The sequence below is a fragment of the Luteolibacter sp. Populi genome (assembly GCF_040801775.1).
In the GTDB taxonomy this organism is placed as follows: domain Bacteria; phylum Verrucomicrobiota; class Verrucomicrobiia; order Verrucomicrobiales; family Akkermansiaceae; genus Haloferula.
The window spans coordinates 2,610,659-2,625,343 of the sequence record NZ_CP161812.1; the positions used below are offsets into that span (position 1 = coordinate 2,610,659).

Annotated in this window: 13 protein-coding genes; 4 read left to right on the top strand and 9 right to left on the bottom strand. The window is 64.2% G+C overall.

Annotation, left to right across the window (positions count from 1 at the left end; genetic code table 11):
• Positions 1 to 25: 25 nt before the first annotated feature.
• On the bottom strand, positions 26 to 2,065 hold the full coding sequence (locus tag ABWK72_RS10375) for a thioredoxin domain-containing protein (protein WP_367874718.1): 2,040 nt from the start codon (positions 2,063 to 2,065) through the stop codon (positions 26 to 28).
• Between the two features lie 84 nt (positions 2,066 to 2,149).
• Positions 2,150 to 3,331 (bottom strand): cysteine desulfurase family protein, encoded by a 1,182-nt coding sequence (locus ABWK72_RS10380; protein WP_367874719.1) that lies wholly within the window; start codon positions 3,329 to 3,331, stop codon positions 2,150 to 2,152.
• A 259-nt stretch (positions 3,332 to 3,590) separates the two neighbouring features.
• Here ABWK72_RS10380 and ABWK72_RS10385 point away from each other — a divergent pair, with 259 nt between their 5' ends.
• From ABWK72_RS10385 to cls, 4 genes are all read left to right on the top strand, one after another.
• Complete coding sequence (locus ABWK72_RS10385) at positions 3,591 to 5,081, top strand: alkaline phosphatase PhoX (protein WP_367874720.1); 1,491 nt, start codon at positions 3,591 to 3,593, stop codon at positions 5,079 to 5,081.
• A gap of 86 nt (positions 5,082 to 5,167) precedes the next feature.
• Complete coding sequence (locus tag ABWK72_RS10390) at positions 5,168 to 6,820, top strand: hypothetical protein (protein WP_367874721.1); 1,653 nt, start codon at positions 5,168 to 5,170, stop codon at positions 6,818 to 6,820.
• A 46-nt stretch (positions 6,821 to 6,866) separates the two neighbouring features.
• Positions 6,867 to 7,385 carry an exonuclease domain-containing protein gene (locus ABWK72_RS10395; protein ID WP_367874722.1) on the top strand — a complete coding sequence of 173 codons (519 nt, stop codon included), beginning with the start codon at positions 6,867 to 6,869 and terminating at the stop codon, positions 7,383 to 7,385.
• Positions 7,386 to 7,462: 77 nt separating this feature from the next.
• Complete coding sequence (gene cls / locus ABWK72_RS10400; protein ID WP_367874723.1) at positions 7,463 to 8,893, top strand: cardiolipin synthase; 1,431 nt, start codon at positions 7,463 to 7,465, stop codon at positions 8,891 to 8,893.
• A 189-nt stretch (positions 8,894 to 9,082) separates the two neighbouring features.
• On the opposite strand, the gene ABWK72_RS10405 is transcribed toward cls, so the two are convergent.
• The 7 genes from ABWK72_RS10405 to kdpC all read right to left on the bottom strand — a co-directional run bounded on the left by ABWK72_RS10405 (position 9,083) and on the right by kdpC (position 14,685).
• Positions 9,083 to 9,637 carry a DNA-3-methyladenine glycosylase I gene (locus tag ABWK72_RS10405; RefSeq protein WP_367874724.1) on the bottom strand — a complete coding sequence of 185 codons (555 nt, stop codon included), beginning with the start codon at positions 9,635 to 9,637 and terminating at the stop codon, positions 9,083 to 9,085.
• Between the two features lie 39 nt (positions 9,638 to 9,676).
• Entirely contained in the window at positions 9,677 to 10,339 is a 663-nt protein-coding gene (locus ABWK72_RS10410; protein ID WP_367874725.1) for a response regulator, read from the bottom strand.
• Positions 10,336 to 12,987 (bottom strand): DUF4118 domain-containing protein, encoded by a 2,652-nt coding sequence (locus ABWK72_RS10415; protein WP_367874726.1) that lies wholly within the window; start codon positions 12,985 to 12,987, stop codon positions 10,336 to 10,338. The genes ABWK72_RS10410 and ABWK72_RS10415 overlap by 4 nt, the downstream gene beginning before the upstream one ends.
• Positions 12,988 to 12,991: 4 nt before the next feature.
• Positions 12,992 to 13,429, bottom strand: coding sequence for a type II toxin-antitoxin system VapC family toxin (locus ABWK72_RS10420; RefSeq protein ID WP_367874727.1), 438 nt, complete (start codon positions 13,427 to 13,429; stop codon positions 12,992 to 12,994).
• Positions 13,426 to 13,674, bottom strand: coding sequence for a type II toxin-antitoxin system Phd/YefM family antitoxin (locus tag ABWK72_RS10425; RefSeq protein WP_367874728.1), 249 nt, complete (start codon positions 13,672 to 13,674; stop codon positions 13,426 to 13,428). Before ABWK72_RS10425 ends, ABWK72_RS10420 begins: the two co-directional genes overlap by 4 nt.
• Before the next feature lie 34 nt (positions 13,675 to 13,708).
• A complete protein-coding gene (locus ABWK72_RS10430; protein WP_367874729.1) occupies positions 13,709 to 13,981 on the bottom strand; it encodes a potassium-transporting ATPase subunit C in 273 nt (90 codons plus the stop codon).
• 113 nt (positions 13,982 to 14,094) lie between these two features.
• On the bottom strand, positions 14,095 to 14,685 hold the full coding sequence (kdpC, locus tag ABWK72_RS10435; RefSeq protein ID WP_367874730.1) for a K(+)-transporting ATPase subunit C: 591 nt from the start codon (positions 14,683 to 14,685) through the stop codon (positions 14,095 to 14,097).

Genomic DNA, 14,685 nt, shown 5'->3' on the forward strand with positions numbered 1-14,685 from the left:
AAATTATCAAGGGGAAATGCGCGGCTTACGGAAAAGTGCGCAGCCATGTCTCCAAGTCCTTGATCCGCGGCAGGCAGACTTGGCCTTCGCAAACGATCACGTCGCCATCCCCAGCAGAGCAGGTCCACACGCTCCGGGGGATCCAAGCCCGCCGGAGGGCTTCGCCGAGATCGGGCGAAGGCTCGCCGCGCACCTCGATCTTCACAACCCCGCGCCGGAGCAAATCGAGCGCCCCGAGCAAGACCGGCACCGCGAAGGGCTGGGCCTCGGCCGCGCGGGCTCCGGCGCGCAGGATCGCCTCGGCGCGCTTGCCGTAGGCGGGCTCGTCGAGCAGGAGGGCAAGTTTGAGAAGGTTCTCTGCGGCCACATGATTCGCGGCGGGCTCGGCCCCATCGTAGTCCTCCCGAATGCTGAGCAAGGTCTCGCCGCCGAGTGCCGTCCGCATCATGTAGCCGGCGCGGCTGTCGTCCCAATGCTCGCGGTCGAGCGCCGCCTGAATCTCGCCCGCCCACTCCAGCCAGGCCGGTTCGCCGTCCGCGCCATGCATTTCAATGAGACCGGCGATCAGGAAGGCATGGTCGGCGGCGAAGCCTGGAGCATCCCCGCGTTTGCCACGGAAGCTGCGCCAGAGCTTCTCCCCGTCCCAAAGTTCGCTACGGATGAACTCGAGCGCATCTCGCGCGGCAGCGAGCAAATCGGCACGCCCCAAGACCCGCGCCCCGCGGGCGAGGGCGGCAATCATCAGGCCGTTCCAAGCGGTGATCAGCTTGTCATCGCGGTGCGGCGGCGGGCGGAGCTTGCGCGCCTCGAGCAGGATCAGCCCGGCCTCGCGCAGGATGCTGCGGATCTCCGCTTCCGGCAGGTCGAACTGCTCCGCGAGCGAGTCGTAGCCCAGCGCCTGATAGAGCGTGTTGCGCCCCACCAACTCCTCGTGAGGATCGCTCTCCGGGCGGGCGTTTCCACCTTCCTCCACTCCATAGGCAGCACAAAAAATGGCGGCGCTGCGGGGATCGAGCAACCGGTAGATCTCGGCGCTCTCCCAAGTCCAGTAGGCACCCTCCAGCTTCTCCTGGGCGTCCGCCGTGGCGAGGCTATCCGCGTCCTCGGCGGCGTGGAAAGCCCCGCTCGGATCACGAAGTTCATCCAGTACGTAGCGGAAGATGTCCTCCGCGGTCTCGCGGTCACGGTCATCGCCGCCGGCTTGCCAGGATTCCAGGTAGAGCAGGGCAAGCTGCGCCTGATCGTAGAGCATCTTCTCGTAGTGCGGCACGTGCCAGTAGCGGTCCACCGAGTAGCGGTGGAAGCCGCCGCCGAGTTGATCGTGCATGCCGCCGGCAGCCATCGCGCGCAGCGTGCGGCTGGTCATCTGAAGCGCGGCCTCCGCTTCATCGCTACCGCGGAAACGGTCGGCCAGTTGCAGCAGCAGGCGCGGCACCACCGGCCGCGGGAACTTCGGAGCGCCGCCCCACCCGCCAAGCGAAGGATCGAACATCGCCTCGCAGCGATCGAGGAAGTCACCGAACACCTTCTCCCCCGGCAAGCCCGTGACGACCGCATCCGATTCGGACTCCTGCCGGAGATGCGCCATGATCTTCGCCGCGCTATCCAGCATCCGCGGGCGGTCCACCTTCCAGAGCCGACCAATTTCCCCGCAAAGCTTCGGAAATCCAGCACGCCCATAGCGGTCCTCCGGCGGGAAATAAGTCCCGCCGACCACCGGCTTGCCCTCCGGCGTCAGCCACACACTCATCGGCCAGCCGCCCTGCCCGGTCGTCGCCTGGACGAAGGCCATGTAGGTGGCATCGATGTCCGGGCGTTCCTCACGGTCCACCTTCACGCAGATGAAGTTCGCATTCATCACCGCGGCGATCGCCTCGTTCTCGAAGCTCTCCCGCTCCATCACGTGGCACCAGTGACAGGTCGAGTAGCCGATCGAGAGGAAGACCAGCTTGTCTTCCTTCTCAGCCTGCTCGAAGGCACCTTCGCTCCACGGCTGCCAATCCACGGGATTGTGCGCATGCTGGAGAAGGTAGGGGGAAGTTTCCTGCGCGAGGGCGTTTGGCATGGCGGGAAGAAAGCATGAAAACCACGGAATACACGGAATACACGGAAATGAACAGAGGCCGGTGAAATTCGCCGGGGCAGTCGCTCACGGCGAGTAGACTACCACCGGCCCGGTGCTGCCGCCTTGGACCCGCCGCAGCTTCTCGACCGCTTTCGCGACGGCAGTTGCGGCGGCGAGGGCTTCGTCCATGGTGTTGAGGCAGGAGAAGCCGAAGCGCAGGCTGCTCTTCGCTTTCGCGTCGGTGAAGCCCATCGCCTTCTGGACGTGGGAGGGCTTCTGCTTTCCGGTCATGCAGGCGGACCCGGCGGAGCAGGCGATGCCGAGATCGTCTAACAAGATCAGCAAGCCCGCCGCCTCGCAGCCGGTGAAGGAAAGGTGGCTGGTGCCCGGAAGGCGGTGCAGCAGGTCGCCATTCACCGTCACCCCTTGCACCGTCTCGACAATCTTCGCCTCGAAGGCACCGCGCAGGGCCCGCGGGTTCTCCCCTGCGGCGAGGCGGGTAGCGGCGAGTTCCGCGGCCTTGCCTAGACCTACGATGCCTGCCGTATTTTCAGTACCGCTGCGGCGGTCCTTCTCCTGACCGCCCCCGCGCAGCAGCGGCTCGAAGCGGCAGCCGCTGCGGATGTAGAGCGCGCCGACCCCTTTCGGACCGTGAAATTTGTGGGCGGAAAGCGAGAGAAAATCCACCGGTACCTCGCGGACATCCACGGCAATTTTCCCGACCGCCTGGATCGCATCCGTATGGAAAGCGAGACCGTTCTCCTTCGCGATCGCGCAGGCTTCCTCTATCGGCTGGATCACGCCGGTTTCGTTGTTCACCCACATCAGCGAGGCGAATCCCCCGCCCTCTTTCGCCGCTTCGCACCCGGCTTCGAATTCATCCAGCTTGAGGCGACCGCCCGCATCGACACCGGCGCGGGTCACCGCGTAGCCGACCTCCTCGAAAGTATCCACCGGCTTGAGCACCGCACTGTGCTCGATGGCGCTGGTGATCACCTTGCCGGATTTCCGCCCGACCAGGCGTGCCAGCCATTTCAAGGCCGCATTCGTGCTCTCGGTGCCGCCGCCGGTGAAGACGATCTCGTCCGGCTCCGCACCGATCAGCGCGGCGACCTGCCCGCGCGCTTCCTCGATCGCCAGCCGCGCCGCCTTCGCACCGCGATAGCTCGCATTCGGATTGTGGAAGCCCTCGCGCAGCCAAGGCAGCATGACATCGAGCACCTCCGGCAAAAGCGGCGTGGTGGCGTTGGCATCGAGGTAGATCACGGGGAGAACCTAGACGCGGCGGACACCCTCTTCAAGCCAGCCGATACGCTCGCCCGCCGATTGCAACAGCGACGTCACGGAGGGCGGATCCCGCGGCCCCGTCCTGCGACGCAATTGCCACGTGAAGACTTCGGCACACCGAAAGCGATGCGCATTTCAAACGCATCTGGCCCCATCTCACCGGCAATCGGGAAATGTCCGTTTCCCCCGCCTCCCCCAATCCAAAATGCAACGTCCCACCGATATGAAACACCAATCCATGCGCAAACAACTCGCGATCACGGCCCTCCTCGCCGGCTCGCACTTCGCCCTGGCAGGCACCGATATCTGGTTCACACCCTTGACCGGATCCGCCCCGGTGGTGCCCGCAGCCACCCTTGGCGAACACGCTTCCCCTTGGGTCGCTCCGGAGGGGATCCACCAGAAAAACATCGTGAGCCTGCGTGAAGTCGAAGACCAGGTCCTGAGCCCGGATCAGTCCATCATCCGCGTCCCCGGCCAAGGCACCAGCGCCTCGATGTTCGACATGCTTTCCTTCGATCCCACCGGCAGCTACCTCTTCATCCCGCATGAGACTCCGATCGGCGCAGGCTGTACCCGGGTGAGCCTCTACGACAATTCGTCCGAGGTGATCCTCGCCGGCGACCAGCAGGGAGCCGTCGGGAATTGGGCAAATGACTACGGCGCTTTCGACCCCAGCCGCTGGACCCCGAACAACACCCTCTTCCTCGCGGAGGAGTGGGCCGGCTACGGCCGCGTGGTGGAAATCCTCAACCCGCTCGCCGATGCCACCCAGATTCAGCACCGCGTGTTGGAAAGCATCCCGAACGTCGCCCACGAAGGCATCAACTTCAGCGAGAAGTTCAAGGACACCATTTACTTCATCGACGAGTTCAACTCCGGCTCGATCTACAAATTCGTGATGAAGACCCCGGGCGACTACACCGCCGGGCAAACCTTCGTACTTTCCGTCGACAGCTTCCTGCCCTGCGGCGGCAATCCCGCCCAGGACTGGAATCAGCAACCCGCCGGTACCGCTCGCACGGGCCCCGCCACCTGGGTTCCCTTGACCGACAAGAACGGCGTGCCGCTCCCGGGCATTTCCGATCCCTTCGCCGACGTCGGCCTCGGCGGTCGACGCGCCGCGGATGATGCGGGTGGCACCCCCTACGGCCGCCCGGAAGACATGTCCGTGAGCCGCTCTAACAACGGCAACGAAATGGTCTTCGTCGCCGTCACTTCGGAGAACGCGGTGATCTCGATCGAGATCCTCGACGAGCGCCCGCGCAACAAGCCCTCCGTCGCCACGGGCAAGGCCATCGTGCGCACGATGGTCAGCGCCTCATCCCCCAAGAACGTCGGCTTCTCCCCCACCACCGGCACCTTCAATTCGCCGGACAACATCGCCTTGGACGCGCTGGGAAATGTCTATGTCGTCGAAGATGCCCCGAACGGCTCCGCCACCGGGGGGGATATTTGGTTCATCCGTGACAAGAACAGCGACGGGGTGGCCGAATCGCTCGACCACTTCATGAGCATCCGCGTGAACGGCTCCGAAGCGACGGGCATGATCTTCAACCCCGCCAACCCGCTCGAGTATGCCGTCAGCGTCCAGCACCCGACCAGCACCGACCTCGCGGTCGTGCCGAACGGCTTGGGCGACTCGGTCTGGATGTTCAACCTGACCCACATCCCGAACCAAGGCTTCCTGAAGTCGCTTCAGAAGGGCACTCGCAACACCAACCAATAACTTCCGGGAACTGCCGTAGCTCATGTCACCAAGGGCGGACTCTCCCGGGTCCGCCCTTGGTTGCTATTTGCCAACCCACCGTCCGAATGAAAAAGTCCCTCCGCATCCTCCTCGCCGGCAGCCTCGCCGGATTCACTCCCGCCATGGCGGAAGAGTTGCCGCTCCACGAGCAGATCCTGGGAATCCTGCGCACCAGCGACGCGGTGCTCCCGCCGCTGCCGGAGGTCGCGCCGGTCCACACGCTCTCGAATGCCGAAGCGGTCGTCCCGCCGCAGTGTTATACCCGCAACGAGGGCCTCAACAACTCGTGCTACGTCTGCCACCAGGACACCATCGAAGGCCGCGAGAACGTGATGAACGACGCCGACCTGCAGGAGGCCTACAGCTTTAGCGAGGTCGGCATGACCAACCACTGGAAGAACCTCTTCGAGGACCGCAGCGCGCGGATCGCGAAGATCGGTAACAAGGAGATCATCGACTGGATCCGCGGCGACAACTACTCCGAGCTCCCGTCCCGCCTCCGCCAGGCCGGCTTCAAGGGCTGGATCCCCGATCTGAAGGATCTCCATCTGGGCCCGGACGCCTTCGACGAGCACGGCTTCGCCAAGGACGGCAGCCAGTGGGTAGCCTTCAACTACAAGCCTTTCCCCAGCACCTTCTGGCCGACCAACGGCTCGACCGATGACGTGATGATCCGCCTGCCCTCCGCCTACCGAACCGACAAGCAGGGCAAGCCCTCGATCGAGATCTACAAGGCCAACCTCGCGATCCTGGAAGCGAACATCAAGGGCCTCGACCGCATCAGCTGCCTGCCGGTCGATGAAGCCGTCGTCGGCAAGGATCTGGATGGCGACGGTTCGACCGGAATCGCGCGAGCCATCGCCAAGGCCGGCAGTTGGGCAGGAGCGGCTGAAAGCTTGCAAGTGGAGCGACACCTCTATCCCGAAGGCACGGAATTCCTCCACACCGTCCGCTACGTGGGCGTGGCGGACGATGGCGGCATCGGCCCCTCGACCCGCATGAAGGAAGTGCGATATTCGAAAAAGGCGAAGGCCTATTCGAAGCCGATGTATGCCCGCAAATACGCCCTGGAGGCGATCGAAAAGGAAGCGGGCAACCTGCCGTCTTACTACGATCTGGGACATTACGGGCTCGACAACGGCAACGGCTGGGCCTTGCACGGCTTCATCGAAGACCGCAAGGGCCGCCTTCGCACGATGACCTACGAGGAGAATTTCTCCTGCATGGGTTGTCACAATTCGGTGGGCTCCACCATCGACAAGACCTTCAGTTTCCCCCGCAAGATGGACGGGGCGGCAGGCTGGGGCTACCTGGACCTGAAGGGCATGGCCGATGCGCCTAACAAGGGCGAAACCGTGGGCGAGATCGCCACCTATCTGGCCCGCGCCGGCGGCGGAAGCGAGTTCCGCAACAACGAGGAGATGTCCAAGAAATGGTACCGCCCGAACGGCACCCTCGATCATGAGAAGCTCAAGGACGCGAAGGACGTGTACGACCTGATCACCCCTTGCCCGGAACGCGCCCTCGCCCTGAACAAGGCCTACAAGACCATCGTCGAAGACCAGGACTTCATCCACGGCAAGGACGCGGTGCTCACCCCGCCGAAAAACGTCTACGACAAGATCGACAACGAATTCTCCCCCACGCTGCCGCACGAGCGCATCTACCGCTGGAATATCCTGCTCGACTGGCCGGCCGGTCCCGCCGGGAAGCCGTAGCGATGAGAACTTGAGTTCCGCCCTCCGGGACATCCACACTTCGGCCATGAGCTACATCATGGTCGACATCGAAGCCGATGGCCCGATCCCGGGCGACTACTCGATGATCAGCTTCGGCGCGGTCGTCGTGGAGCCCGGGCTCTCGCGGACCTTTTACGGACAGCTCCGGCCGATCTCGGAAAACTGGATCCCGCAGGCCCTCGCCGTGAGCGGATTCACGCGCGAGCAGACGCTGGAATTCCCCGAGCCGGAAGCGGTGATGCGGGACTTCGCCGTCTGGCTGCGCGGCATCTCCAGCGACCGGCTGATGTTCATCTCGGACAACAACGGCTTCGACTGGCAGTTCATCAACTGGTACTTCCACCACTTCACCGGCGCGAATCCCTTCGGCTTTTCCTCGACCAACCTGGGATCCCTCTACAAGGGCCTGGCCAAGGACACCTTCGTGACCTTCAAGCACCTGCGGAAGACCAAGCACACGCACCATCCGGTGGATGACGCGAAGGGAAATGCCGAGGCCCTGCTGACGATGAAGGAAGAACTCGGATTGAAGATCCGGCTGTGAAGCCTATCCCACCCGTTGACGCTTTATCCCCAGCCTCCGGGCTTGGCCATGCGGATTCCCGCGCCTAACATCCCCCGATGCCCGATCTCCACTCCATCCCCTACCTCGTCGGCGCGGGGATCGTGCTGCTCCATGTCATCGGCATCCTGCACGTGATCCATGCGATCATGACGGTGCGGACCTCGCAGGGGACGATCGCGTGGATGGTCTCGCTGATCGCCGCGCCGTGGATCGCGGTGCCGATCTACTGGGTCGCAGGCAGGAGCCGCTTCTCCGGCTACGTGCGGGCCCGCCGCAGCGATGATGCGGAGCTGCTCAAGCTGTCCGACGACATGCACCGGCGGCTGCGGGAATACGAGATCAAGCCGGATGACGCCTTCGGAAGGGCCGCGCAATTCCTGGGAGGACTGCCTTTCACGCGGGGCAATGAATTGACCCTGCTGATCGATGGCGAAGAGACCTTCGAGTCCATTTTCAAGGCGATCCACGCGGCGGAGAAATACCTGCTGGTGAATTTCTTCATCGTGAAGAACGACCGCATCGGCACGCGCTTCAAGGACGCGCTGATCGCGCGGGCGAAAGCAGGAGTGCAGGTGTATTTTCTTTTTGATGAGATCGGCTCGCACCGCCTGAGCCGGAGCTACCTGAACGAGATGAAGGAGGCGGGCATCCACTGCAGCCACTTCGGCGCGAACCGCCACTGGTGGTCGCGGCTGCAGATCAACTTCCGCAACCACCGCAAGATCGTGGTGGCGGATGGCAAGGAGGGATTCATCGGCGGCCTCAACGTGGGCGACGAGTATCTGGGCCGCGACCAGCGCTTCGGGGCGTGGCGGGACACCCACCTCAAGCTGAAGGGACCCTCCGTCCAGGCGATCCAGCTCGTCTTCATCGAGGACTGGAACTGGGCCACCGATGAAGTGCCGGATCTCGAATGGACCGGCCAGGAACATACCGCGGATCAGGTGGCGGCGATCATTCCCACCGGCCCTGCCGACCCTGCGGATTCGTGGCAACTGGTGGTGGCGGAGGCGGCGAATTCCGCCCAGGAGCGGCTTTGGATCGCCTCGCCCTACTTCGTGCCGGATGGCGGCGTTCTTACCGCCCTGCAAGCCGCGGCGATCCGGGGAGCAGACGTGCGGATCCTGATTCCCGAGAAGGCGGATCACCTGCTGGTGTGGCTCTCCGCCTTTACCTACTATGAGCAGACCATTCCCTTCGGCGTGAAGCTCTACCGCTTCAAGAAGGGCTTCCTCCATCAGAAGGTGATACTGGTCGACAACAAGCTGGCCTGCGTGAGCACCGCGAATCTGGACAACCGCTCCTTCCGCCTGAACTTCGAAATCTCCGGCCTGACTCCCGATCCCGTCTTTGTCGGAGAAGTGGCGGAGATGCTGGAGAACGACTTCGGGAACTCGGAGCCGGTCAAGGTGTCCGACTTCACCGCACGCGCCTTCTGGTTCCGCCTGGCCTGCCGGGTCGCGCGCCTGATGGCACCGGTGCAGTAAGGCAGGCACCGTCCGATCCGTCCGACCGCCCTAGGGGAATGAGACGGATCGGACAGGCCGGGAGAGAAGGAAACGATTCTTACCCTCCCACCCTACCCGACCCTCCAAGAAGCTGTGGCGGGAAGAACCGGCGCTAGCTCTGTCCGATCCGTCCGAAACCCCTAAGGGTGTAGGACGGATCGGACACTTCTATTTCCGATACCGGAAGCAGTCCACGGTGTGATCGTTCACCATCCCGACGGCTTGCATGAAGGCGTGCATGGTGGTGGAGCCGACGAAGTTGAAGCCGGCCTTGCGGAGGGCCTTGCTGAGGGCGTCGGACTCGGCGGTCTTTGTTTGGATCTCGCCCACTCCCTTCGGCGAGTTGATCCGAGGTTTGCCGCCGATGAAGCTCCACAGCCACTCGACCGGGTCACCCTCTTTCTGCAAGGCGAGCCAAGCCTGGGCATTGGCGCGGACCGCTTCGATCTTGCCGCGATGGCGGATGATGCCGGGATCGAGGACGAGCTTCTCCAATTCGCTGTCCTTCATCTTGGCGACCTTCTCGGGCACGAAGTTGTGGAAGACCTTGCGGTAATGCTCGCGCTTCTGGAGGACCGTCCACCACGAGAGCCCGGCCTGGGCACCCTCCAGGTTGATCATCTCGAAGAGGTAGCGTCCGTCGCGGGAGGGCACGCCCCATTCGGTGTCGTGGTATTCGACGTAAAGTTCGCGGTCGGCGGGGAGCCAGGGGCAGCGGGTCATGGTATTTGAAATTTGAGATCTCAGATTTGAGATTGGGGGCTAGAGGGGCTCGGTGATGCGGTAGCCGATGCCGGGTTCGTTGCGGATCAGGAGGAGGTCGCCGAGCTTCTTGCGGAGCAGGTTGGCGTAGACGCGCAGGTAGTGCGTCTGCTCCTCGGCTTGCGGACCCCAGACTTCGCGAAGGAGCTGGCGCTGGGTGACGATCCTGCCGGGATGGCGGACAAGCGTGCGGAGGAAGGCGAACTCGGTGGGAGTGAGTTTGAGTTCCTCGCCCTTGAGGATCGCTTCGTGGCGGTCGAGGCGGACGAGGAGGGGGCCGAAGACGATCTCCGGCGTTTCATTGCCGTGATGCCGGCGCTGGATGGCGGCAAGGCGGGCGAGCAATTCGCCGGTGGCGAAGGGCTTGGTGACGTAGTCGTCGGCACCGCTTTCGAGCGCGGCGATCTTGCCCTTCTCCTCGTCCCTAACAGAGAGGATCAGCACCGGCACGCTGCTCCACTCGCGCAGGCGGCGCAGGACATCGAGGCCATCCATGTCGGGCAGGCCGAGATCGAGCAGGACGACATCCGGGCGGTGAAGCGCGCAGCCTTGCAGGCCGAGCTGGCCGTTCTCCGCATCATGGACCTCGTAGCCGCGAGACTCCAGCGCCAGCCGGAGCAGGCGGCGGATCTGGATCTCGTCGTCGATGATGAGGGCAATCACGGTCCGGAGGCGATGGCGGCGGCGCTGGGTTCCATGGTTTCGGCGGGCAGGCGGATGGTAAACTCCGCGCCGCCCGCGGGATGATTGCGCGCCGCGACCTCCCCGCCAAGCGCGCGCAGGAAGCCCTTCACGATCGACAAGCCCAAGCCGGTGCCACCCGCGGGTGCACCGGGGGAGCGGTAGAACTTCCCGAAGATCCGGCGCTCCTCCCCTTCCCCAAGGCCCTTGCCATGATCGCGCAGCGTGAACCCGATGCCCTGCGGAAGACGCGCGGCACTGAACTCGATCCGCGTGCCCTCCGGAGTGTGGACCGCGGCATTGTGGAGCAGATTGATCAGGCATTGCTCCAGCAGGTTGTGATCCGTCTTCACCAGCGGCAGGTCGGCGGGCAGGTCGAGCTTGAGCGGATGGCGCTTGAGGGCATCGCCTGTTGCTTCGATCGCGTCCGAAACGATGTCATTCACATCGCACCATTCCGGTCTCGGTTCGATGACGGAGGCCTCCAGACGGGTCATCTGCAAGAGGCCATCCACGATCCGCTGGAGGCGGCGGGACGCGGTATCGATCTCGACGAGACGGGGATCCTCGCGACCGCCCGCCTCTACGGCCGCGCGGATCACGGCGATGGGTGTCTTCAGCTCGTGGGAGACGCTATCGAAAAGCGCGCGGCGCAGCTTCTCGCCTTCCTCAAGGCGCTCGGCATGCTGGACCGCCTCGATGAAATGCTCTTTCTCCAAGACGAGTGCGAGCTGCAGCGCGAAGGCTTCCATCGCCTGCCGCTCGGTGAAGTCCAGGTTCTCCACCTGCCGCTTCAGCCCGAGCACGCCCATCGTCGAGGTCGCCGTCTGCAGCGGGAACCAGGTGGCTTCCGCGGAGGGCAGGGTATCGGTGAAGCGCCCGGCGATCTGGTGATTGGCGAAGGCCCATGCCGCCACCGCGAACTCGGTGTCGCCGGGCTGGAAGGCGCTCGCGGCATGAGCACCGGAACCGAGCGAATGGTCGTCCTGACGGGTGAGCAATGCCACTTGGCCGCCGAGAATGGACTCGATCACCCGCAAGGCCGCCTCCAGGCCGCGCGCGCCCTCCGGATTCAGGGCCGCTTGCTGGGTCACCCGCAGCAGCGCATCCGTGTGCCGCTGGCGCTGCCGCTCCGCGGTCTCCCGCAGCCGCAGCCGCGTGGTGAGATGGCCCATCGCGAGGGCAATGACGAAGAAGCTGGCGAGCATCGCCATGTCCTCCGGCTTATCCACGTGGAAGGTGAAGCGGGGAGGAATGAAGAGGTAGTTCCAAGCGAATCCCGACACGGCCGCCATCAGCAGGGTCGCTCCGCGCTCCCAGCGCAGCGAGCCCAGCACGATGGCGAAAAGGTAGCCGAAGGCCGGGACCATGTAGCCGGTGAGCGGGGCGGCAAGCCAAGCGGCCACCGTCACCAGGGCGGTCAGGCCGGCAGCGCTGGCATAGTCCTTCCAGCGCGACGCCGCCGGTGGCACGACCTCCGAGCCGCGCTTGGGCTTCTTCCCGGCGAAGGGCCGCACCACGCAGACATCGATATCGCCACTACCGGCGATCACCCGGTCTGTTAGGGTGGATTTCCAGAAACGCTTGCCATCGGATTTCCCAACCACGATCTGGCCGACGTTGCGGTCGCGCGCGACCTCTAACAGCGCGGAAGCCACGTCATTGCCGGTGACGTGCACCACCTCGCCGCCGAGCTTCCGCACCAGCGCCAGGCCGCGGGCGAGCAATTCCTCCTCGCCCGGCCGCAGCGGCTTCACGCCTTCCACCCACACGCCGATCCACGGGCAGCCGATGCGTGCCGCCGCCCGCCGGGTCCAGCGCACCAAGCTCTCCGAATACGGAGTGGGAGCGACGCCGACCAGCAGCCGCGCATTCGTCTTCCAAGGGCTGGAGTCCCGGCGCGCGCGCCGGAAGTCCTCGAGGTCCCGGTCCACACGCTCCGCCGTGAAACGCAGCGCCATCTCGCGCAGTGCCGTCAGGTTGCCTTCGCGGAAGAAGCCGTCGAAGGCGGCGTGGGCGCGTTCGCTCTGATAGACCTTCCCCTCCGCCATCCGCTGGAGCAGCTTCTCCACGCTGAGATCGATCAACTGGATCTCCTGCGCGCGGTCCAGGATCGAGTCGGGGACGGTCTCCTGCACCGTCACGCCGGTGATCTGCCGGACGGTGTCCACCTGGCTCTCGATGTGCTGGACGTTGAGCGTGGTGTAGACGTCGATCCCGCTATCCAGTAGCTCCAGCACGTCTTGGTAGCGCTTGCTGTGGCGGCTGCCGGTGGCGTTGGTGTGGGCGAGCTCGTCGACCAGCAGCAGCTCCGGCCTGAGCGACAAGGCGGCGTCCAGGTCGAACTCTTCCAACAAATGGCCGCCGTGTTCGATCTTCCGCTGCGGCAGCAGTTCGAGCCCTTCTAACAGGACAGCCGTTTCCGCCCGCCCGTGCGTCTCGACCACGCCGGCCAGGACCTTGACGCCCTCGGCCCGCCGCTGCCGCGCCGCCTGCAACATGGCATAGGTCTTCCCCACTCCCGGGCACATCCCCAGGAAGATGAAGAGCCGTCCGGCGCGACGCTCCCGTTCCTCGCGCTGGACCTGGGCGAGAAGGCGGTCGGGATCGGGACGGTAGTCGGAGGTCATAATTCTAGAGCGCGGGCACCGACAATCCCGCTGCCTTAGCAAGAGCGGCCTGACGCTTGTCAAAGGTGAGGAATTCCGGAATTCCCAGAACCAAGGCGTGGGCGACATGCAGGATATCGAGCGAGCGCGTGCCGAGGCTTGGACTGAAGACCGCGCTAAGCCGCTCCGCCTCCCTCGCACAATCGACCGGGGATGGAAGAGCCGGAATATATACCCCCGCACTGACGTCCGCCGCCTGCCCATTCAACACCTTCAGGATCTCCTTGGGATCTAGTTCCTTGCGGAACGCCTTCAGCCGGATCGCGTTCTTGAACTCAAGCTCATGAAGCCAGGTCCAAGCAAGAGGCAGAGCTTGCCTCTTCATCCTCTTCACGGCAGATGCGCTGTTTGCATCGGGGAAATGGACGGAGACGAGGAACCCCGTGTCGGCGTAAGCTTTCATCGTTCGCCGCGGTCGTAGTCCATGATGTCTTGGCCGGTGCTCGGCAGGATCCGGTCGCCGAAGATCTCCTTCAGTCGCGCTTCGAAATCCGGCCGCTTGATCTTCGTCCGCTTTTCTTCCAGTGGGGGCGAAAGAATCGCCACCACCTTGTTGTGGCGGGTGATCTGCACGGTCTCGCCCCTTTCCACCCATTCGAGAACGGTGGAAGTCGCGTGTTTGAGCTCGCGGATATTCGTCGTCTTCATTGTGACACAATCGTGTGACACATTCCGGCTCCCGTCAAGGCAGCTCGTCCAGCGCCACGTTCAGCTTCGCCAGATTGATCCTCCGGCCGCCGACCACGCGGGACGGATGCGGCTCGGAAGTTTCTTCCACGAGTTTCATCACCTTGTCTTTCTCTGAGTCGCCCCACTTCCGCTCGCCCAAGATTCTCGGCAACTGTTCGTTCGCCTTCGTGGAATCGAGCCATAAGACCCCTTGTTCGTCCAATTTCGTGTCTGGCTCCGGTTGGAAATAGCGAGGTCCCACCTGCGATTCCACGAGCCGCTCCATCGCCACCTACCTCTCGTCCGGCAGCGGCATGGCGTTCCGATCGCGCGTGAACCACCAGGCCATGACCACCGCATCGAGGATCAAGAAGGCGATCAGGAAGGGAGCAATCCGTTTCATGGGGCGATCGCGTCGAGCGCGAGGTTGAGTTTGAGGACATTGACCCCGGCGTCGCCGAAGATGCCGAGGTCGGGTTTCTCGGTATTACTCTCGATCAGCTCCTTCACTTTTTCCACCGGGAGATTGCGGGCCCTCGCCACGCGCGATGCCTGCAAGGCGGCGTTCGTGGGGCTGATGTGCGGGTCAAGGCCGCTGCCCGAGGCGGTGACGGCATCGGCGGGAACTTCCTGGTTCTCGGCGAGGCCATTGGTGGTCCGGTAGGCCGCCACCCGTTCCTTGATCAGGTCGGCGAGCTTCTGCGAGGTCGGGCCGAGATTGCTGCCGCTGGAGCTGGCCGCGTCGTAGCCATTCGCACCCGCGGCGGAGGGCCGGGAGTGGAAGTAGGTTTCGCCGGTGAAGACCTGACCGAGCAAGGCCGAGCCGCGGATCTTGCCATCGGCATCCTTGATCAAGCTGCCGTCGGCCTTGTCATGGAAGGCGGTGCGGGTGATACCGGTGACAACCAGCGGATAGACGCCGCAGCAGGCGACGGCGAGGACGGCGGTCGAGCCGACCGCGCTGCGGATTTCAGTGAAGAACGAGTTCAT